Source organism: Streptomyces sp. NBC_01176 (assembly GCF_045039825.1).
Taxonomy (GTDB): domain Bacteria; phylum Actinomycetota; class Actinomycetes; order Streptomycetales; family Streptomycetaceae; genus Streptomyces.
In genome coordinates this window covers 4,535,326-4,554,362 of sequence record NZ_CP108600.1, presented here as the reverse complement: position 1 = coordinate 4,554,362, position 19,037 = coordinate 4,535,326, and the positions used below count along the sequence as shown (strand labels likewise).

Below are 19,037 nucleotides of genomic sequence, written 5' to 3'. Positions count from 1 at the left end.
CACGGAATCGGAGTGTCGTGTCCCCTTATGAGGGATCGTTTCACCCGTACGGATTAAATATGCTCAAGGGGGAAGAAGGGGTCGCCGTCGGGCACCTACGGTCGCACGGGTGATGAGCAGCAGTCCGGAGACCTCGACACACACCACGCACACCACCGGCGCACACCGGGCGCACGGCGCAGCGCGCAAGCGGGTGGTGCCCCGTGGCGCAGCCCGCACGACGGCTCAGCACCCTCCCGCGCGCTACGAGCCGTATCTGGACGGCCTGTTCACCTACTGCCTGTCCGTGCTGTGCGACCACGACGCGGCCACCGCCGCGCTCGGTGACGTCCTGGCGCTCGCCGACCGCCGGGGCCAGCGCTGCCCGGAGTCCCCGGACGATCGCCGGGCCTGGCTGTACGCGCTCGCCCGCTGGTCCTGCCTGCGCAAGCTCACCGAGGCCCGGCGCAGACACCAGGCGACGCACGCCTCCGGCCGCCGTACGACCCCCAAGGGCGACAAGGAGGCCGCCGACCGGCGCGCGGCCGAGGCGCTCGCCGCCCCCCTCTCCGAAGAGGCCCGGGCCCAGCGACAGCGCGAACTCGCCCTGCTGGCCTGGCCGGAGGCCGCCGGCACCACCCCCGAGCAGCGGGAGGCGCTCGAACTCGCCGTCCGCCACCAGCTCGCCGCCCACGAGGTCGCCGCCGTCCTCGGCATGGACGCCACCAAGGCGCGCGAGCTGCTCGCCTCCGCGGCCTGTGAGGTCGAACGCACCCGCGCCGCCCTCGCCGTCGTCGAGACCGGCAGCTGCCCGAGCGTCGCCCTCCTCACCGGCGACAGCCAGCTGGTCCTGAGTGCCGGCCTGCGCCGCGAACTCGTCCGGCACGTCGACGACTGCCCGCGCTGCCGCCGCACCGCCGAACGCGCCGCGCCCGGCACCTGGCCCGGCACCGTCACGCCCGCCGCGCTCCCCGTCCTGCAGGCCCCGCGCGCCGCCCTGCACATCGCGCTCGCGCACGTCCCGCGGACGCGGGGCGGCGCGCCGCGCTTCGACCGGCGCGGTTTCCCGATGGACCCCAAGGACCGGGCCGCCCGCCGGGACCGGCTGCGGGCGCGCGCCGTCACCACGACCGTCGTCGCCACCGTCGTCGCCGCGCCCGTGCTCGCCCTCTGGGCGGCCTACCGCGGCGCGCCCCTCACCGGAGAGGGCGCCGACGGCCGCCCGGCCACCGCGAGCGAGGCGCACGGCCACGACGGCATCGGCGGCGAGAACGCGGGCGGCTACGAGAACGCGGGCAACGCCAGCACCAGACCCGGCAGCCGCTTCGCCAAGGGCGACAGCACGCCCGACGTGTCCGTGGAGGTCACCAGCGCCGCGGGCGCGGGCAGCGCCGCCGGACAGCTCTCCGTCCAGGCCACGGGCAGTGGCGACACGACCTTCATCACGCTGACCGCGTCCGGGAGTTCGCCGGTCCACTGGTCCGCGCGTTCCGGAGCGCCCTGGCTCTACCTCAGCCGGTCGTCGGGCACGATCGCTCCCGGGGAGAGGGTGACGATCAAGGTGTACGTCGATCAGCTCCGCCAGCCGGTGGGCGCCTGGCGCGCGCGCGTGGCGATCGCACCCGCGGGCGCCGTGGTCACGATCGGCGGGTACGGGAACGCGGGCCCGTCCGCCCCCGCAGGGTCCGGCCCCGGCCCGGTGCCGCCCGGTAGCCCCACCCCGTCCGGCCCCGGCTCGGCGACGCCCTCGTCCGGTCCCGACCCGTCGCCGACGCCTTCCGGCCCGTCGCCGACGCCCACGCCCACGGGCCCGACCCCGTCGAACCCGGACGGCTCGACCCCGCCGCCCGAGGGCACCGGCGACCCGGTCCCGTCCTGACGGTCAGACGACCGGGTCGGCGGGATGCGGCGCGACCAGCGGCAGCTGCGAGGCCAGCCGCTGCTCGCAGAGTTCGACCAGCCGGTCGTAGCCGGCCTTGCCCATCAGTTCCACGAGCTCCGGGCGGTACGAGACGTACACCGGGTCGCCCGCTCCGTGCGCCGAGGTCGCCGACGTGCACCACCAGTGCAGGTCGTGGCCGCCCGGACCCCAGCCCCGGCGGTCGTACTCGCCGATCGAGACCTGGAGCACCCGGGTGTCGTCGGGCCGGTCGATCCACTCGTACGTCCGGCGCACCGGCAGCTGCCAGCACACGTCCGGCTTGGTCTCCAGCGGCTCGCGGCCCTCCTTGACCGCCAGGATGTGCAGCGAGCAGCCCGCGCCGCCGGCGAAACCGGGCCGGTTCTGGAAGATGCACGAACCCTGGTACGGGCGCGTCTGGCGCTCGCCGTCCTCGTCCTGCGACACCCAGCCCGACTCCAGGCCGACGTCATGGTGCTGCCAGAGGTCAGGCGTGAGCCTCGCCACGTGCCCGGCCACCCGCTTCTCGTCGTCCTCGTCCGAGAAGTGGGCCCCCAGCGTGCAGCAGCCGTCGTCGGCGCGACCGGCCTGGATGCCCTGGCAGCCGCTGCCGAAGATGCAGTTCCAGCGAGAGGTCAGCCATGTCAGATCGCACCGGAAGACCTGCTCGTCGTCGGCGGGATCGGGAAACTCCACCCATGCCCGCGCGAAGTCGAGTCCCTTCTCGTCGGACGGCGAGGCCTTCACCGGCGCCGCCTTCGGGGACTTCTTGGACTTGGTGGCCTTCGCCTGCGAAGAACCCTTGGTCGAATTGTCAGGCTTCGCCTTTTTCGTCTTTGGCACGCGTCCAGGGTAAGTCGCCGGAGGCCGCTCCGGGGACGGCGGGCGGGCCCGGCCGCAGTAGCGTTCCGTACATGAGACTCGGTGTCCTCGACGTGGGTTCGAACACGGTGCATCTGCTGGTGGTGGATGCACACCCCGGCGCGCGCCCGCTGCCCGCGCACTCGCACAAGGCCGAATTGCGGCTCGCCCAACTGCTCGACGAGAGCGGGGCGATCGGTTCCGACGGTGTCGACAAACTCATCGAGACGGTCCGGGACGCGCTGGAGGCCGCCGAGGACAAGGGTGTCGAGGCGATGCTGCCGTTCGCCACCTCCGCCGTGCGCGAGGCCAGCAACGCGGACGACGTGCTGGCCCGGGTGCAGACCGAGACCGGTGTCGAGCTCCAGGTGCTGACCGGTGCGGAGGAGGCCCGGCTGACGTTCCTGGCCGCCCGTCGCTGGTTCGGCTGGTCGGCGGGGAAGCTGCTGGTCCTCGACATCGGCGGGGGATCGCTGGAGATCGCGTACGGCCTGGACGAGGAGCCGGACGCGGCGGTGTCGTTGCCGCTGGGCGCGGGGCGGCTGACCGCGGGCTGGCTGCCGACCGATCCCGCGGATCCGGCCGACATCAAGGCGCTGCGGCGTCATGTCCGGGCGCAGATCGCCCGTACGGTGGGGGAGTTCAGCCGCTTCGGTGCCCCCGACCATGTCGTCGCCACCTCCAAGACCTTCAAGCAGCTCGCCCGGCTGGCCGGGGCGGCGCGCTCCACGGACGGGCTGTACGTGCAGCGTGAGCTGAAGCGGCGCTCGCTGCAGGACTGGGTGCCGAGGCTCGCCTCGATGACCGTGGGCGAGCGGAAGGAACTTCCCGGGGTCTCGCCGGGGCGGGCGGGACAGTTGCTCGCGGGGGCGATGGTCGCCGAGGGGGCGATGGATCTCTTCGGGGTGGAGACCCTGGAGATCTGTCCCTGGGCTCTTCGGGAAGGTGTCATCCTGCGGCGTCTGGACCAGATGGAGTCCGTGTAGCCGTGTAGCTGTCACCGTGGCCGTCGGGCGGCCTGGAGACGCGGGCCCGCGATGATCGGGCGCCCTCAAAGGCCGACGTCCGGCGTCCTGTGTGTCAGCCCGTCCGGCGTTTGAGGACGATCCCTTCGCGCGACCGGGGGTCAGGGGGCGGAGCCCCTCGGCGAGGCCCGCGGGCACCCCCCTGCACGAGGTCCGAGGAAGAAGCCCTTGACGGGGCCGGGGGAGGAGCCCCCTGAAGCCGGCGCGGCCGGTTCGTGGGGGTCCGTGCGTCACCGCCTCCCCGCGCCCAGGCCACTCCCCGTACTCTGTCCTTCGTGGCAGAACCAGTGGTGCGCATCCCGGATGCGAAGGTCGCGCTGTCCACGGCGTCCGTGTATCCGGAGTCGACGGCGACGGCCTTCGAGATCGCGGCGCGCCTCGGGTACGACGGTGTCGAGGTCATGGTGTGGACCGACCCCGTCAGCCAGGACATCGACGCTCTGCGCCGGCTCTCCGACCACCACCGGATCCCGATCCTCGCCGTCCACGCCCCCTGCCTGCTCATCACCCAGCGCGTCTGGTCCACCGACCCCTGGACCAAACTCCAGCGCGCCCAGGCGGCGGCCGAGAAGCTCGGCGCGAGCACCGTCGTCGTGCACCCCCCGTTCCGCTGGCAGCGCCAGTACGTGCGCGACTTCGTCTCCGGCATCTGGCGCATGGCGAACGAGACGGACGTGCGCTTCGCCGTCGAAAACATGTACCCCTGGCGCTATCGCGACCGCGAGATGCTCGCGTACGCCCCCGACTGGGACGTCACGAAGGACGACTACCGCCACTACACGATCGATCTCAGCCACACCGCGACCGCCCGCACGGACGCCATGAACATGATCGACCGCATGGGCGACCGCCTGGGCCACGTCCACCTCGCCGACGGCAACGGTTCCAACAAGGACGAGCACCTGGTCCCGGGCCGCGGCACCCAGCCCTGCGCCGAGCTGCTGGAGCGCCTCGCGCTCGGCGGCTTCGACGGCCACGTCGTCATCGAGGTCAACACCCGCCGCGCGATGTCCAGCGCCGAACGCGAGGCGGACCTCGCCGAGGCCCTCGCCTTCACCCGCCTGCACCTCGCCTCCGCCGTCAAGGTGCCCCGCCGGTGACGGACGCAGCCCCCCGCCGCCGGGGGCGCCCCTCCCGTACGCAGACGGAGGCGGCCCCCGCCACCCGCGACCGCATCCTCGACGCGGCCCGCGAGGAGTTCTCGGAGCGGGGCTACGAGAAGACGTCGGTCCGGGGCATCGCGAAGGCGGCCGGGGTCGACTCCGCCCTGGTCCACCACTACTTCGGCACCAAGGAGCAGGTCTTCGAGGCGGCCGTCGAGGTCGCCTTCGCCCCCGCTCTGGCGGCCCCCACGGCGGTCGAGGACGGCCCCCTCGACGGCATCGGGGAACGCCTCACCCGCTTCATCTTCGGCGTCTGGGAGAACCCGGCCACCCGCGCGCCCCTCCTGGCGATCGTCCGTTCCGCCGTGAACAACGAGACCGCCGCCGCCGTCTTCCGCCGGCTCATCGCCGCGCAGCTGCTGCGCCGTATCGCCCGGCAGGTCGACCTCCCCGACGCCGAACTGCGCGCCGAGCTGGCCGCCGCCCAGCTGGTGGGGGTGGCGATGCTCCGTTACGTGATCAGGGTCGAGCCGCTGGCCTCGGCGGACCTGGAGCCGATCGTCGCGCGGGTGGCCCCGGTGGTTCAGGGCCATCTCACCCTTCCGTGAGCAGGTGAGCGCTCCGGTCCGGCGCACCCACGAGTGGCCCGTGCCCCGGGGGCTCTCGGTGTCCGGCGCCCGGATTCCACGGCTTCCGGCGCCCGGACGTCCACGGGATCCGGCGCCCGGCGTGCAGGAGTGGTGCCCGGCGCCCGGAGTCCAGGAGCGGTGCCCGGCGTCCAGGTGCGGTGCCCGGCGTCCAGGGGCATCCAGTGCCTCGGCGGCCACGGGCATCCGGGTCCCCGGCCCGCGAGGGCATCCTCCGCCCCGCGCGGGCGCGGCGCCCCGGTCCCCGCCCCCGCGCCCGCGCACCAAGGGAGGCACCGGCCGCGCGAGCGTCGTCCTCCACGGCGCGGCGCGCCGCCCCGTACCCGCGCACCGAGACAGGCATCCCGCATTCCGGACGCCGCGTCCGAATCCTGGCGGGGCGGCGTAGGCTCGATGCAGTCATAACTCTCCGAAGGAGCGAGCGACGATGCCCGAACTGAGGTCCCGCACAGTCACCCACGGCCGCAACATGGCGGGCGCACGCGCCCTTATGCGTGCCTCCGGTGTACCGGGCGCGGACATCGGACGGAAGCCGATCATCGCGGTCGCCAACTCCTTCACGGAGTTCGTGCCGGGCCACACCCACCTGCAGCCGGTCGGCCGGATCGTCAGCGAGGCCATCACGGCCGCCGGGGGCATCGCCCGCGAGTTCAACACCATCGCGGTCGACGACGGCATCGCGATGGGTCACGGCGGCATGCTGTACTCCCTGCCCTCCCGCGACCTGATCGCGGACTCGGTCGAGTACATGGTGGAAGCCCACTGCGCCGACGCCCTGATCTGCATCTCGAACTGCGACAAGATCACGCCCGGCATGCTGATGGCGGCCCTGCGCCTGAACATCCCGACGGTCTTCGTCTCCGGCGGCCCGATGGAGTCCGGCCGCGCCACCCTGGTCGACGGCACGGTGCGCACGCTCGACCTGGTCGACGCGATCTCCGACGCGGTGAACGACAAGATCTCGGACGAGGACATCCTCCGTATCGAGGAGAACGCCTGTCCGACCTGCGGCTCCTGTTCCGGCATGTTCACCGCCAACTCGATGAACTGCCTGACCGAGGCCATCGGCCTCTCCCTCCCCGGCAACGGCTCGGTGCTGGCCACCCACACGGCCCGCAAGGGGCTGTACCAGGACGCGGCCCGCACGGTGGTCGACATCACGCGTCGCTACTACGACGAGGACGACGAGTCGGTCCTGCCGCGCAACATCGCCACGCACGCGGCGTTCGAGAACGCCATGGCCCTCGACATCGCCATGGGCGGCTCCACCAACACGATCCTGCACCTGCTGGCCGCCGCCCAGGAGGCGGGCGTCCCCTTCGGCCTGGACGAGATCAACGACGTCTCGCGCCACGTGCCCTGTCTCGCCAAGGTCGCCCCGAACGTCGCCAAGGACCGCACGTACTACATGGAGGACGTGCACCGCGCGGGCGGCATCCCGGCCCTGCTCGGCGAGCTGCACCGGGCCGGCCTGCTCAACGAGGACGTCCACTCCGTGCACAGCCCGTCCCTCTCGGACTGGCTGAAGACGTGGGACGTGCGCGCGGGCTCCCCGTCCCCCGAGGCGGTCGAACTGTGGCACGCGGCCCCCGGCTGCGTCCGCTCCGCCGAGGCCTTCTCCCAGTCCGAGCGCTGGGAGGCCCTCGACGAGGACGCGGAGAACGGCTGCATCCGCTCCGCCGAGCACGCGTACTCCAAGGACGGCGGCCTCGCGGTCCTCAAGGGCAACCTGGCGGTGGACGGCTGCGTCGTGAAGACGGCGGGGGTCGACGAGTCCATCTGGACCTTCGAGGGCCCCGCGGTGGTCTGCGAGTCCCAGGAAGAGGCCGTCGACAAGATCCTCCGCAAGGAGATCACCCACGGCGACGTCGTCGTCATCCGCTACGAGGGTCCCAAGGGCGGACCGGGTATGCAGGAGATGCTCTACCCGACCTCCTTCCTCAAGGGCCGCGGCCTCGGCAAGACCTGCGCCCTGATCACCGACGGCCGTTTCTCCGGCGGCACCTCGGGCCTGTCGATCGGCCACGCCTCCCCCGAGGCGGCCTCCGGCGGCACCATCGCCCTGGTCCGGGACGGCGACCGCATCCACATCGACATCCCCAACCGCTCGATCGAGCTCCTGGTCGGGGACGAGGAGCTGGCCGCCCGCCGCTCCGCCCTGAACGGCGTGTACGCCCCCGCGAACCGCGACCGCAAGGTCTCGGCCGCCCTCCGCGCCTACGCCGCGATGGCGACGAGCGCGGACAAGGGCGCGGTCCGCGACGTCTCGAAACTGGGCTGACCCACCAGCGCACACCCCAGGGGCCGCTCCTGCCGGGGCGGCCCCTTCGCGCTGTGCCTCCCGCCCCACTCGACCCGACCTCGGGTTGCCCGCTCACCAGGCCGCTTCGCGGTACAGCGGGCGGAATGGTCATTCACCAGGTGGAGGGACGGCTCCCGTCGACGGCGAAGAGCGATCCGTCCGGAGCGGAGGAGTAGACCTTCCCGCCGGCCACGACCGGCGCCGGAATCACGCCGATCAGCGAGCCCCGGCCGTCACCGAGCCGTGCCCTGGTCTGCCCGAGCAGCGTGCCCCGCGCGGCGTCGACGGAGAGCAGCCGCCCGTCCACCGCGGTGAGATAGAGCCGCCGGCCGGCCACCACCGGAGCCGAGGCCATGGTCACCGAGGTCTCCGCGCGCCAGAGCTGGGCCGAGGCCCGGGTGTCGACAGCGACCAGCGTGCCGCCGCCGGCCAGCAGATACACGGTGTCGCCCTGTACGACGGCCTGTGACGACGACAGCGGGAGCGGCAGCGCGACGTGGCGCACCGAACCGGCCGAGACGTCGTAGCGCACGACGGCGTCCGTGGACTGGACACTGTCGATCGAGGTGAACCAGACCGTGCCGTCGTGGGCGCCCACCACGGTCAGCTGTCCGTCCAGGCGTCGGTGCCAGCGGGTGGAGCCGGTCTGCGGATCGACCGCGTCCACGCGCGAGCCGGTCCCGGCCTTCGTCACCGTGTAGGCGACGCCGTCTCCGAACGTGACGAAGCTCGGCTCCGACTGCCCGGGGACGGCGTGCCGCCATTTCTCCTCGCCGGTCGCGGCGTCCAGAGCGGTGACCTCGCCGTCGGGTCCGGTGAGCAGGACGACACCGCCGACATGGGTGATATGGCCCCTGTAGCGCGCGAGGTCATGGCTCCACCGGGTCGCGCCCGTGGCGGGATCCAGCGCCTGCAAGTGCAGGCCGTCCCCACTGAGGACCTGCAGCAGTCCGCCCGACAGCACCGGTGGCGCCGTCGAGCGGTGGTTCCCGCGGTGCGCGTCACCGCGCGACCACAGCACCCGCCCGTCGGCCGGGTCGACCGAGGCGGCCAGGACGCCCGGACGCACGCAGTACAACTCGTGCGGCGCGTAGGTGCACTGCGGCAGACCGGCGGCCTTGATGTCGGGGGCTCCCAGATACAGGTCCCACGGGTGGAAGGAGCCCCCCGACGGCAGCCCGCCCGTGTGCTCCTTCGGGACCCGGACGTCCGAGCCGCCGTGCAGGGCGAGGACGCCGATGACCACGGCGGCGAACACGCTCGCGGCGGCGGCGAGAGGGAGCCGCCAACGTCGCCCCGACACCTTCCCGGACCCCGGTCCGGAACGGCCGTCCCCCCGATTCGCGCCATCGCCCGGCAGCGCGCCACCCCGGCGATGCGTGGGATCGGGATCAGGACCGGGCTCCGGTGCCGGCACCAGCGGACGGGCCGCCCGCGCGGGCGCCGGGGAAGCGGCCTGCGCGGGCAGGGGACCGCCTTGCTGCGCGGCCCTCGCCCCCGGCCCGCTCGCACCGCGCTGGCCGGGAATGAACGCCTGGGTGTCGTACGAGGCCGACACCGACTTCAGCGCCGTCATCAGCTCGTCCGGTGTGGGCCGGTCCTCGGGTTCCTTGGCGAGGCAGCGTGACACCAGATCGGCCAGCTCTTCCGGAACCCCCGTCAAGTCCGGCTCGTCATGGACGACTTGATAGGCGACGAGATAGGGACTGTCGGAGGTGAAGGGACCGCTCCCGGTGGCCGCGTGCACGATCAGCGAGCCGAGTGCGAAGACGTCGGCGGCCGGTCCGACCTCGCGCGGACTGCGGAACTGCTCCGGAGCCATGAACGGCGGGGTGCCGATCAATTTGCCCGTCTCGGTGTGCAGTTCACTGTCGGAAGGCCGCGAGATGCCGAAGTCGATCACTTTGGGGCCGTTGTCGGCCAACAGCACGTTGCTCGGTTTGAGATCGCGGTGCACGACACCGGCCCGGTGGATGTCGCGCAGCCCCTCGGCGAGGCCGGCCATCAGATGACGCAGCGGGGCGGGACCCAGCGCGCCATTCCGCTTCACGTGTTCGGCGAGGGTGGGACCGGGGATGAAGAGCGTCGCCATCCACGGGTGTTCGGCCTCGGGATCCGCGTCCACCACGGGCGCGGTGAAGGCGCCGCTGACCCGTCGGGCCGCAGCCACCTCCTGCTTGAACCGCCCCCGGAACTCGGGGTCTTGGGAGTACTCCGCGTGTACGACCTTGACGGCGAGCCGCAACCCGGAGGCGGACCGCGCCAGATGTACGACGCCCATGCCGCCGGAGCCGAGCTGTGACTCCAGCAGGTACTGCCCGGCGTACATCGGATGTTCCGCTTCCGGTTCGGTTCCGGCGCTGCGCTGTGGCGGCATCACTCACCCCCGTGGGTATGTCCGCATGCGCGACGCGCAGAGCCTAGTCGATCCTTCGTGCGAAACATCGGCGGCTTGCTAGCCTCGGCGCTCGGCACCAACATGGCGTGAATCATTCAGCGGGGGAGGCCAGGATGGCCACGGAAGACATAGAGATCACCGGCGCGGCGGACACGGCGGACACGGAGTCCTTGCACGCGGCGGCGACCCAGACATATCCGATCGCTCCGGGCTACAGCGTGAACGTCCGCAGTGGCCCGGGCACGCACTACTCCGTCGTCCGCACGCTGTCGGCGGGCTCGTCGGTACCGATCTACTGCCAGTGCCCGGGCGAGTCCATCAGCGGCTACTACGGGACGACGAACATCTGGGACAACATCGCCAACGGCCAGTTCGTCTCCGACGCCTACGTGAAGACGGGCAGCGACGGCTACGTCGCGGGGCGCTGCGCCTGAACTCGCCCCCACGCCGGCGATGACCGGCGTGGGGTCACCCGCACCCCTAGTGACAGGACAGAGGGATGAAATTCGAGGGACGCAGATCCGCCGCGTTCGCAGGCGCCGCAGCCGGCGCTCTCCTGATGGTGATGGGGTCGCCCGTGGCCGCGTCCGCGGACGGGCCGCCGACCTACCCGATCGCGCCGGGCGCCAGCGTGAACGTCCGCAGCGGCCCCGGCACGGGCTACTCCATCGTCAAGGTCCTGCCGACGGGCTCAAGGGTCGTGATCTTCTGCCAGACCCCCGGTGAGACGGTCAGCGGGTACTACGGAACGTCGAAGATCTGGGACAACGTCGGCAACGGCGAGTACGTGGCCGACGCCTACGTGAAGACGGGCAGCGACGGCTACGTCGCGCCGCGCTGCGCCTGAGCTGAACGACGCCAGGGGTTCGGGCGAAGCCGGGTCCCGCGGTGACCGGAGCGATAATCGGCGTGTGAGCGATACGACCGAAACCGGTACCGGTACCCCCGTGGGACCCCAGCCCGAGCCCCTCCGCTTCTTCGGGACGTCCTGGGTGGAGCACGACGGCGGCTACACCGGCCGCCGCGCCGGCGTGGCCGTCGGCTCCTTCGCCGCCGCGGTGGCCGCCTGCTTCGTCCTGCGCTTCGCCTACCAGGGCCTGACGATCGCGGACGTCGGCAGGCCGGTGACGATCCTGGTCGTGGTGATGTTCGCGGTGTGCAGCGCGCTCGCCTTCCGTCACACCTGGGACGCGTTCTCCAAGCGCCCCGACCCCGACCGCCAGGCCTCCCTCCGGGGCCTGCTGGCCATCGGTTTCGTCGGCACCCTCCTCGCGTACTCCGTCCGTTCCCTCACCGAGGCCCCGGGCGAGAAGCTGCACCGCGAGGAGTACGACACGGCCCGCGCGCGGTACGAGCGCCGTTCCGCCGGCCGCACCCGCAATCCGTCGAGGAAGCGCCGGGCCGCCGGGTCCTGACGGCATCCCCGTCCGGCAGCGGAAGCCCGGGTTCGGGACCGGGCCGGCCGGGACGAAAACCCCTGTGCCCCCACAGCGACACCAGCCACCATGAACGTATGACCCCCTCCTCCCACTCCGACGCCGACACCGGACCCGAGGCGAAGACCCCGGCCGACCCGGGGTCCGGCACCGGACCCGAAGCTCCGGCCGACGCCGACGCCGACGCCGACGCCGACGCCGACGCCGACACCGGACCCGAGGCGAAGACCCCGGCCGACCCGGGGACCGGCACCGGACCCGAAGCTCCGGCCGACGCCGACGCCGACGCCGACGCCCGGAACAGGACCCGCGCCACCCGCGCCCACTCCTTCAACACCGCCGCGGCCCAGTACGCGGCGAACCGCCCCTCCTATCCTCCGGCGCTCTTCGACGCGATCGAAGAGCTCGCCGGCCGCTCCCTCACCGGCGCACAGGTCGTCGACGTGGGCGCCGGCACCGGCATCGCCAGCGCGCTGCTACGGGCGAGGGGCGCGCACGTCCTGGCCGTGGAACCCGGCGAGGGCATGACCGCGGAATTCCGCCGCACCGTCCCCGGCATTCCGATCGTCCGGGGCGACGGCAACGCCCTCCCTCTCCTCGACGCCCGCGCCGACTTCCTGACGTACGCCCAGTCCTGGCACTGGACCGACCCGGCCCGCTCCCTGCCGGAGGCATTCCGTGTGCTGCGTCCCGGCGGCGCCCTCGCGCTCTGGTGGAACACGGACGCCCTCGACGTCCCCTGGATCGCCGCCCAGACACGCCGTATCGAGCGGTACTTCGGCGACGAGCAGGCCAGCAAGCGAGGCACCGGCAGCAAGGAGGGCGTGGCCGGCACCCGTACCGAGCGCGCCTTCGAGGGCGCTGCCCACATCCCGGACCACGCCCACCGCGTCGTGCGCTGGAGCCGTCACGTCCCCGTCGACACCCACCTCGCCAACATCACCAGCCACTCGATCTTCCTGGTGCTCGGCGAGGAGGGCACCGAGGCCTTCCTCGCCGAGGAGCGGGCCCACCTGCTGGAGGCGTTCCCCGACGGGCAGGTCGAGGAGGTCTACGACGTGCTGGTGATCGTGGCGACCCGTTCGTGATCCCGCGCGGCGGTCCACCGTTCCAGGGCCGCCGCACACGCGTGATCCACATGCCGCAGCCCGCCCAGCTCCAGCCGTACGTCACGGTCGTCCGGCAGCGCCTCCAGGGCGTCCAGCAGCTTCGGCAGCCGCAGGAACGTCGCGTTCCCCACCACCCGTACGACCATCCCCGCGGCCCCCCGGTCCTCGGTCTCCACGTGCACATGGCTGATGTCCCACGCCGTCTTGGCCACGGCGAGCGCCAGTCCGACCAGCACCCCCTCGAACAGGTTCCCGGCCACGATGGCCACCGCCGTCACGCCCAGCACCACGACCTCACCCCGGTGCCCGCGCCACAGCACCCGCGCCTCCCGCACCGGCACCAGCTTGCAGCCCGCGTGCACGAGCAGTCCCGCCAGCGCCGCAACCGGAATGACCCCGAGGACTCCGGGCACCACCGCCGTGAAGACCAGCAGCCACAGGCCGTGCAGCACCCGCGAGGCCTTCGTCCGCGCCCCCGCCTGCACGTTCGCCGCACTTCGCACGATCACGGCGGTCATCGGCAGCGCCCCGAGTGCCCCGCACACGGCGTTCCCCGCGCCCTGCGCGATGAGTTCGCGGTCGTAGTCGGTCCGCGGGCCCCGGTGCAGCCGGTCCACCGCCGCCGCGCTGAACAGCGACTCGGCCGACGCGATCAGCGCGAACGCCAGCACCGTCCCGAGCACGCCCACTTCCGTGAGCCGCCCGAGCTCCGCCAGGGACGGCGGCTGCACGGAGTCCAGCAGCCCGCTCACCGTCACCCGCCGGACGGACAGTTCGAACAGGCCGGTCGCCGCCGACGCGAGCGCCACCGCCAGCAGCGGCGCGGGCACCATCCGCGCCCCGCGCCGCCACCGCGGCCACAGCAGGAGTACGGCCACGGTGGCGCCCCCGACCGCGAGGGCCACCGGGTCGGCGGCGCCGGGCAGCGAGACCAGCCCGGCGATCTTGCCGAGGCCGCTCGCGGGCGCGGGGGCATCTCCCATCGCGTACACCTGGCCCGCGATCAGCACGAGCCCGATCCCGGCGAGCATGCCCTGCACCACGGCCACGGACACGGCCCGGAACCAGCGCCCGAGCCGCAGCACCCCGAGCGCGAGCTGCACCAGCCCGGCGCCGAGCACCAGCACACCGAGCGCCTGCGGCCCGTACGTCCGCACCGCCTCGTACACCAGCACGGTCAGCCCGGCCGCCGGCCCGCTGACCTGGAGACTGCTGCCGGGCAGCACCCCGGCGACCAGCCCGCCGACGATCCCGGTCACCAGCCCCAGTTCGGCCGGCACACCGGAGGCCATGGCGACCCCCACGCACAGGGGCAGCGCCACGAGAAAGACGACGAGGGACGCCAACAGATCGGCTTTGCGCATCACAACAGCACCTCCGGTCGAGAGCGGCGGATGCGTGGGCTGCCGAGCCGGGGGAGGGCGCGGCGGACGTACGGGCGCGGTCCAGCGGCCGGTGGGCATATGACCGCGCACTGAAATCCATTGTCGGTAACGGGAGTTGATCGCGCAGCCCTTCCGTGTGACCGCCACGTGAACGTGGAAGCGCACCACCCGCACCGCACACCGGAGCGGTCCGTTCCGATCGCGCCGCCGCGCGCCTGCGCCGCCGAACGCGACCGGGCTTGACGGTCGTGTCCCGTGGGAGCAATATTCATCGCGTGATGAATATTTCGAGGCGCACACCGTCCCCGGCCGACCCTCCGGACCTCTCTGTCTCTCCCGTCCTCTCCGCCGCTTCCGGCTCTCCCGCATCCCGCCGGCCCGCCGTGCGCGCCGAGGGCCTCACCGTCGTCCGAGGCTCCCGTACCGTCCTGCGTGGCCTCGACTTCGCCGTACCGCGCGGCCAGATCACCGGACTGCTCGGCCCCTCCGGCTGCGGCAAGTCCACCCTCATGCGGTCCACCGTCGGCACCCAGGCGAAGGCGACCGGCACCCTCGAGGTCCTCGGCCGTCCGGCGGGCGACGCCGCCCTGCGCTCCCGCATCGGATACGTCACCCAGGCCCCGTCCGTCTACGACGACCTGACCGTCCGCCAGAACCTCGACTACTTCGCCGCGGTCCTCGACCCGGGACGCGCGGCCGCCGACCGCCGCCACGACCACGTCGACCGGGCCATCTCCGACGTCGACCTCACCTCCCACGCCGACTCCCTCGCGGGCAACCTCTCCGGCGGCCAGCGCAACCGCGTCTCCCTCGCGGTCGCCCTCCTCGGCACCCCGGAACTCCTGGTCCTCGACGAACCCACCGTCGGCCTCGACCCGGTCCTGCGCCGCGACCTGTGGACCCTCTTCCACGCCATCGCCGCCGACCGGGGCGCCACTCTGCTCGTCTCCTCCCACGTCATGGACGAGGCCGAGCGCTGCCACCGCCTCCTGCTGATGCGCGAGGGCGAGATCCTCGCCGACGACACCCCCGACGCCCTGCGCGAGCGCACCGGCACCGAGACCGTCGAGGCCGCCTTCCTCCACCTCGTCGACGAGGCGAACGCGACCGCCGACCGGCCCCGCAAGGAGACCGTCCGATGACCACCAGCACCAGCATCAGCACCGTCCCCGGCACGAGCACGAGCACGAGGGCGGCCGCCGTCAACCTCTCCCGTACGACGGCCACCGCGACGCGCGTGCTGCGTCAGCTCCGCCACGACCCGCGCACCATCGCGCTGTTGATCCTCATCCCGTGTCTGATGCTCGTCCTGCTCCGCTATGTCTTCGACGGGAGCCCGCGCACCTTCGACTCCATCGGCGCCTCGCTCCTCGGGATCTTCCCGCTGATCACGATGTTCCTCGTCACCTCCATCGCCACCCTGCGCGAACGCACCTCGGGCACGCTGGAACGCCTCCTCGCCATGCCGCTCGGCAAGGGCGACCTGATCGCCGGCTACGCCCTCGCGTTCGGCGCCCTGGCCGTCGTCCAGTCGGCCCTCGCCACCGGCCTCGCGGTCTGGTTCCTGGGCCTCGACGTCACGGGTTCCGCGTGGCTCCTCCTGCTCGTCGCCCTGCTCGACGCGCTCCTCGGAACGGCCCTCGGCCTCTTCGTCTCGGCCTTCGCGGCCTCCGAATTCCAGGCGGTCCAGTTCATGCCGGCGGTGATCTTCCCCCAGCTCCTCCTGTGCGGCCTCTTCGCGCCCCGTTCGAGCATGCACCCCGCTCTGGAAGCGGTCTCCGACGTGCTCCCCATGTCCTATGCCGTGGACGGAATGAACGAAGTCCTCAAACACACCGACATGACGGCCACGTTCCTCCGTGACGCGCTGATCGTGGCGGGCTGCGCCCTCCTGGTCCTGTTCCTCGGCGCCGCCACCCTCAGGCGCCGCACGCGGTGACGCGCCGTGGCCGTCCGCTCAACGGACGGACCACCCGGCCCGACCGCCCGGGTGCGAGGATGACCCCAGGACGACGCACCCCTGGAGGGCACCCGCACCATGAGCCAGAAAGTCGCAGTCCTCGGCACCGGAAAGATCGGCGAAGCCCTGCTGAGCGGAGTGATCCGATCCGGCTGGGACCCCGCCGACCTCCTCGTGACGGCCCGCCGCCCCGAGCGCGCCAGGGAACTCCAGGAGCGCCACGGTGTCACGGCCGTCACCAACGCCGAGGCCGCCAAGAACGCCGACATCCTGATCCTCACGGTCAAGCCGCAGGACATGGGCACCCTCCTCGACGAGCTCGCCCCGCACCTCCCCGCCGACCGTCTGATCATCAGTGGCGCGGCCGGCATCCCCACCTCGTTCTTCGAGGAGCGTCTGACCGCGGGCACCCCGGTGGTGCGGGTCATGACGAACACCCCCGCGCTCGTCGACGAGGCCATGTCCGTCATCTCCGCCGGCAGCCACGCCACCGAGGAGCACCTCGCCCACACCGAGGAGATCTTCGGCGCCGTCGGCAAGACGCTCCGTGTTCCCGAGTCCCAGCAGGACGCCTGCACCGCCCTCTCCGGCTCGGGCCCGGCGTACTTCTTCTACCTGGTCGAGGCCATGACGGACGCGGGCATCCTGCTCGGTCTGCCCCGCGACAAGGCCCACGACCTGATCGTCCAGTCCGCGATCGGCGCCGCCGTGATGCTCCGCGACAGCGGGGAGCACCCCGTGCGGCTCCGCGAGAACGTGACGTCCCCCGCGGGCACCACGATCAACGCGATCCGTGAACTGGAGAACCACGGCGTGCGCGCGGCCCTCATCGCCGCACTGGAGGCCGCCCGCGACCGCAGCCGCGAGCTGGCCTCCGGCAACAGCTAGTGCGGTGACCGGACCGGTTCACCGGGGTCTCGTGGCCCTGCCGCCTGCGGGTGTACGTGTCACCGCTGCCCGCCGGGTTCGGCCGGCCGCGGGGGCGATCGGCCTTGTTCACCTGGTGGATATCGACTTGCCGTCGCTTCCGGCGGCCGGGCAAGGTCTGGATCATGCTTGAACTGCGCGCTCTGGAATCGGACGACTGGCCCCTCTGGCGGGAGCTGCGACTGACGGCGCTCGCCGAGGCGCCCCACGCCTTCGGATCGACGCTGGCCGAGTGGCAGGGCTCCGGCGATCGGGAGGAACGCTGGCGTGCCCGTCTGTCGATTCCCGGCGCGCGGGATCTCGTCGCGCTCCTCGACGGGCTTCCGGCGGGCATGGTCAGCGGAGTGCCGGGCGAGGACCCGGAGAACGTGGAATTGATCTCGCTGTGGGTCGGCCCCACGGCTCGGGGCCGGGGCGTGGGTGACTACCTGATCCAGGCGGTCGAACGGTGGGGGGCGGAGCGCGGTGCCAGGACGCTCCGGCTGTCCGTGATGCCGGACAACCGCAGGGCGTTCGCGCTCTACGAACGGCACGGCTTCACGGACACGGGTGAGCCCGGCGATCTGCTGTCCGACGGCGTCGGCAGGGAGCGGGTCATGGCGAAGAGCCTGGCCATCGTCTGAGACCTCCGCTGAAATCCCCGCGCCGTTGCGCGGCGGGGTCTTTGGGTGGGTCGGGCACCGGCGGAACAGCGGCGAAGGGGCCGGGCACGCGCGCCCGGCCCCGCCGTCTCAGCCCGCCGCCAGCAGCCCGATCGCCCGGTACGCCGCGTCCACCCGCGGTCTGGCCATCTCCCTCGCCTTCACGGCGCCGTCCCGCAGCACACCTTCCACATAGGAGGGGTCGGCGCACAGCTGCTTGTGCCGTTCCCGCAGGGGCCGCAGGAGTTCGACCACGGCCTCGGCGGTGTCCTTCTTCAGGGCGCCGTACGACTGATAGGCACCACTCAGGGTCTCCGGGTCCGTGCCTTCACAAGCGGCGAGGATCTCCAGCAGGTTCGAGACCCCCGGCCGTCCCTCCGGGTCGTGGACGACGTCCTGCCCGCTGTCCGTCACGGCCCGCATGATCTTCTTCCGCGTCACGTCCGGCTCGTCGAGCAGATAGACGACACCCGGCCCCACGTCGTCGCTCTTCCCCATCTTGGACGTCGGGTCCTGGAGATTCATGACCCGCGCGGCGACCTCGGGGCGCGTGGCCCGGGGCACCGCGAACGTGTGCCCGTACCGCTGGTTGAACCGCACCGCGAGATCCCGGGTCAGTTCCACATGCTGTGTCTGGTCGTCCCCGACCGGCACCTCATCGGTTCCGTACGCCAGGATGTCGGCCGCCATCAGCACGGGATAGGTCAGCAGCGACAGCCGTACGCTCCCACCCCGCTCCCGTTCCCGCGCGGCCTTCTCCTTGTACTGGATCATCCGCCGCATCTCCCCGTCGGTGGCGACGCACTCCAGCAGGTACGACAGCCGGGCGTGCTCGTCGACATGGCTCTGAACGAAGACGGTGCACAGCTGGGGATCGAGCCCCGAGGCCAGCAGCAACGTCGCCGCCTGCCTGCTGAGTCTGCGGACCCGTCCCGGATCGTGGTCCACGGTCAGCGCGTGCAGATCGACGATGCAGAACAGGGCGTCGGCCCGGTGCTGATCGACGTCCGCCCAGCGGCGTACGGCCCCGAGGTAGTTCCCCAGCGTCAGATGCCCGGTCGGCTTGACCCCGCTGAAGATCCGCTTCATCTCTCCACCTTCTGGTCGAGGCCGCCGCACCCGCCGGCCGGCCCCCAGGAGGGAGATACAGAAACGGCCGCCGGGGCGGCGGCCGTTGTGTACATACGTGAGTACGGCCGCCGTCAGGCGGCCCACCACTGCTGGGTGCACGTATGTGTGGTCATGCCCCCGAGGGTACGCGCCAGAGGGGCGTCCGGCGCGGAGTTGACACACCCCTGCCCCGTACGTAGTGTTCTCCGAGTTGTCCGACGTGAGCGCCGACTCCGGTCGGTCCCCGGACAGCC

17 protein-coding genes are annotated in these 19,037 nt (G+C 72.3%); 13 read left to right on the top strand and 4 right to left on the bottom strand.

Annotated elements, in window-relative coordinates; translation table 11 throughout:
• Positions 1-109: 109 nt before the first annotated feature.
• Positions 110-1,858, top strand: a complete 1,749-nt coding sequence (locus OG199_RS19530; RefSeq protein WP_356803799.1) for a BACON domain-containing protein — start codon at positions 110-112, stop codon at positions 1,856-1,858.
• 3 nt (positions 1,859-1,861) lie between these two features.
• Here the strand turns inward: OG199_RS19530 and OG199_RS19525 are convergent, their stop codons facing one another.
• On the bottom strand, positions 1,862-2,722 hold the full coding sequence (locus tag OG199_RS19525; RefSeq protein ID WP_405830507.1) for a hypothetical protein: 861 nt from the start codon (positions 2,720-2,722) through the stop codon (positions 1,862-1,864).
• Positions 2,723-2,793: 71 nt separating this feature from the next.
• Here OG199_RS19525 and OG199_RS19520 point away from each other — a divergent pair, with 71 nt between their 5' ends.
• From OG199_RS19520 to ilvD, 4 genes are all read left to right on the top strand, one after another.
• Entirely contained in the window at positions 2,794-3,726 is a 933-nt protein-coding gene (locus tag OG199_RS19520) for a Ppx/GppA family phosphatase (RefSeq protein WP_405830505.1), read from the top strand.
• 314 nt (positions 3,727-4,040) lie between these two features.
• Positions 4,041-4,865: a sugar phosphate isomerase/epimerase family protein gene (locus OG199_RS19515; protein WP_401803839.1), complete on the top strand. Its 825-nt coding sequence runs from the start codon at positions 4,041-4,043 to the stop codon at positions 4,863-4,865.
• The gene (locus OG199_RS19510; protein WP_356803805.1) at positions 4,862-5,476 is read left to right on the top strand and encodes a TetR family transcriptional regulator; all 615 of its coding nucleotides are present in this window, start codon (positions 4,862-4,864) and stop codon (positions 5,474-5,476) included. The genes OG199_RS19515 and OG199_RS19510 overlap by 4 nt, the downstream gene beginning before the upstream one ends.
• 466 nt (positions 5,477-5,942) lie before the next feature.
• Positions 5,943-7,796: a dihydroxy-acid dehydratase gene (gene ilvD, locus OG199_RS19505; protein ID WP_356806728.1), complete on the top strand. Its 1,854-nt coding sequence runs from the start codon at positions 5,943-5,945 to the stop codon at positions 7,794-7,796.
• 133 nt (positions 7,797-7,929) lie between these two features.
• On the opposite strand, the gene OG199_RS19500 is transcribed toward ilvD, so the two are convergent.
• A complete protein-coding gene (locus OG199_RS19500; RefSeq protein WP_405830502.1) occupies positions 7,930-10,194 on the bottom strand; it encodes a protein kinase domain-containing protein in 2,265 nt (754 codons plus the stop codon).
• A gap of 134 nt (positions 10,195-10,328) precedes the next feature.
• On the opposite strand from OG199_RS19500, the gene OG199_RS19495 reads away from it, so the two are divergent.
• The 4 genes from OG199_RS19495 to OG199_RS19480 all read left to right on the top strand — a co-directional run bounded on the left by OG199_RS19495 (position 10,329) and on the right by OG199_RS19480 (position 12,739).
• The gene (locus OG199_RS19495) at positions 10,329-10,649 is read left to right on the top strand and encodes a peptidase (protein ID WP_356806724.1); all 321 of its coding nucleotides are present in this window, start codon (positions 10,329-10,331) and stop codon (positions 10,647-10,649) included.
• A 65-nt stretch (positions 10,650-10,714) separates the two neighbouring features.
• A complete protein-coding gene (locus OG199_RS19490) occupies positions 10,715-11,062 on the top strand; it encodes a hypothetical protein (RefSeq protein WP_405830500.1) in 348 nt (115 codons plus the stop codon).
• A 64-nt stretch (positions 11,063-11,126) separates the two neighbouring features.
• A complete protein-coding gene (locus OG199_RS19485; RefSeq protein ID WP_356806723.1) occupies positions 11,127-11,630 on the top strand; it encodes an EamA/RhaT family transporter in 504 nt (167 codons plus the stop codon).
• A 98-nt stretch (positions 11,631-11,728) separates the two neighbouring features.
• Positions 11,729-12,739, top strand: coding sequence for a class I SAM-dependent methyltransferase (locus OG199_RS19480; RefSeq protein WP_405830498.1), 1,011 nt, complete (start codon positions 11,729-11,731; stop codon positions 12,737-12,739).
• Here OG199_RS19480 and OG199_RS19475 read toward each other — a convergent pair.
• The gene (locus OG199_RS19475; protein WP_401803826.1) at positions 12,703-14,124 is read right to left on the bottom strand and encodes a SulP family inorganic anion transporter; all 1,422 of its coding nucleotides are present in this window, start codon (positions 14,122-14,124) and stop codon (positions 12,703-12,705) included. The two genes, OG199_RS19480 and OG199_RS19475, sit on opposite strands and share 37 nt — an antisense overlap.
• Before the next feature lie 299 nt (positions 14,125-14,423).
• On the opposite strand from OG199_RS19475, the gene OG199_RS19470 reads away from it, so the two are divergent.
• The 4 genes from OG199_RS19470 (at position 14,424) to OG199_RS19455 (ending at position 17,655) form a co-directional block, all read left to right on the top strand.
• Entirely contained in the window at positions 14,424-15,287 is an 864-nt protein-coding gene (locus OG199_RS19470) for an ABC transporter ATP-binding protein (protein WP_356806718.1), read from the top strand.
• On the top strand, positions 15,284-16,084 hold the full coding sequence (locus tag OG199_RS19465; RefSeq protein WP_405830496.1) for an ABC transporter permease: 801 nt from the start codon (positions 15,284-15,286) through the stop codon (positions 16,082-16,084). The genes OG199_RS19470 and OG199_RS19465 overlap by 4 nt, the downstream gene beginning before the upstream one ends.
• A gap of 99 nt (positions 16,085-16,183) precedes the next feature.
• Entirely contained in the window at positions 16,184-16,993 is an 810-nt protein-coding gene (proC, locus tag OG199_RS19460; protein WP_405830494.1) for a pyrroline-5-carboxylate reductase, read from the top strand.
• Between the two features lie 164 nt (positions 16,994-17,157).
• Positions 17,158-17,655, top strand: a complete 498-nt coding sequence (locus tag OG199_RS19455) for a GNAT family N-acetyltransferase (RefSeq protein WP_356806713.1) — start codon at positions 17,158-17,160, stop codon at positions 17,653-17,655.
• A gap of 108 nt (positions 17,656-17,763) precedes the next feature.
• Here the strand turns inward: OG199_RS19455 and trpS are convergent, their stop codons facing one another.
• A complete protein-coding gene (trpS, locus tag OG199_RS19450) occupies positions 17,764-18,762 on the bottom strand; it encodes a tryptophan--tRNA ligase (RefSeq protein ID WP_356806711.1) in 999 nt (332 codons plus the stop codon).
• Positions 18,763-19,037 lie beyond the last annotated feature (275 nt).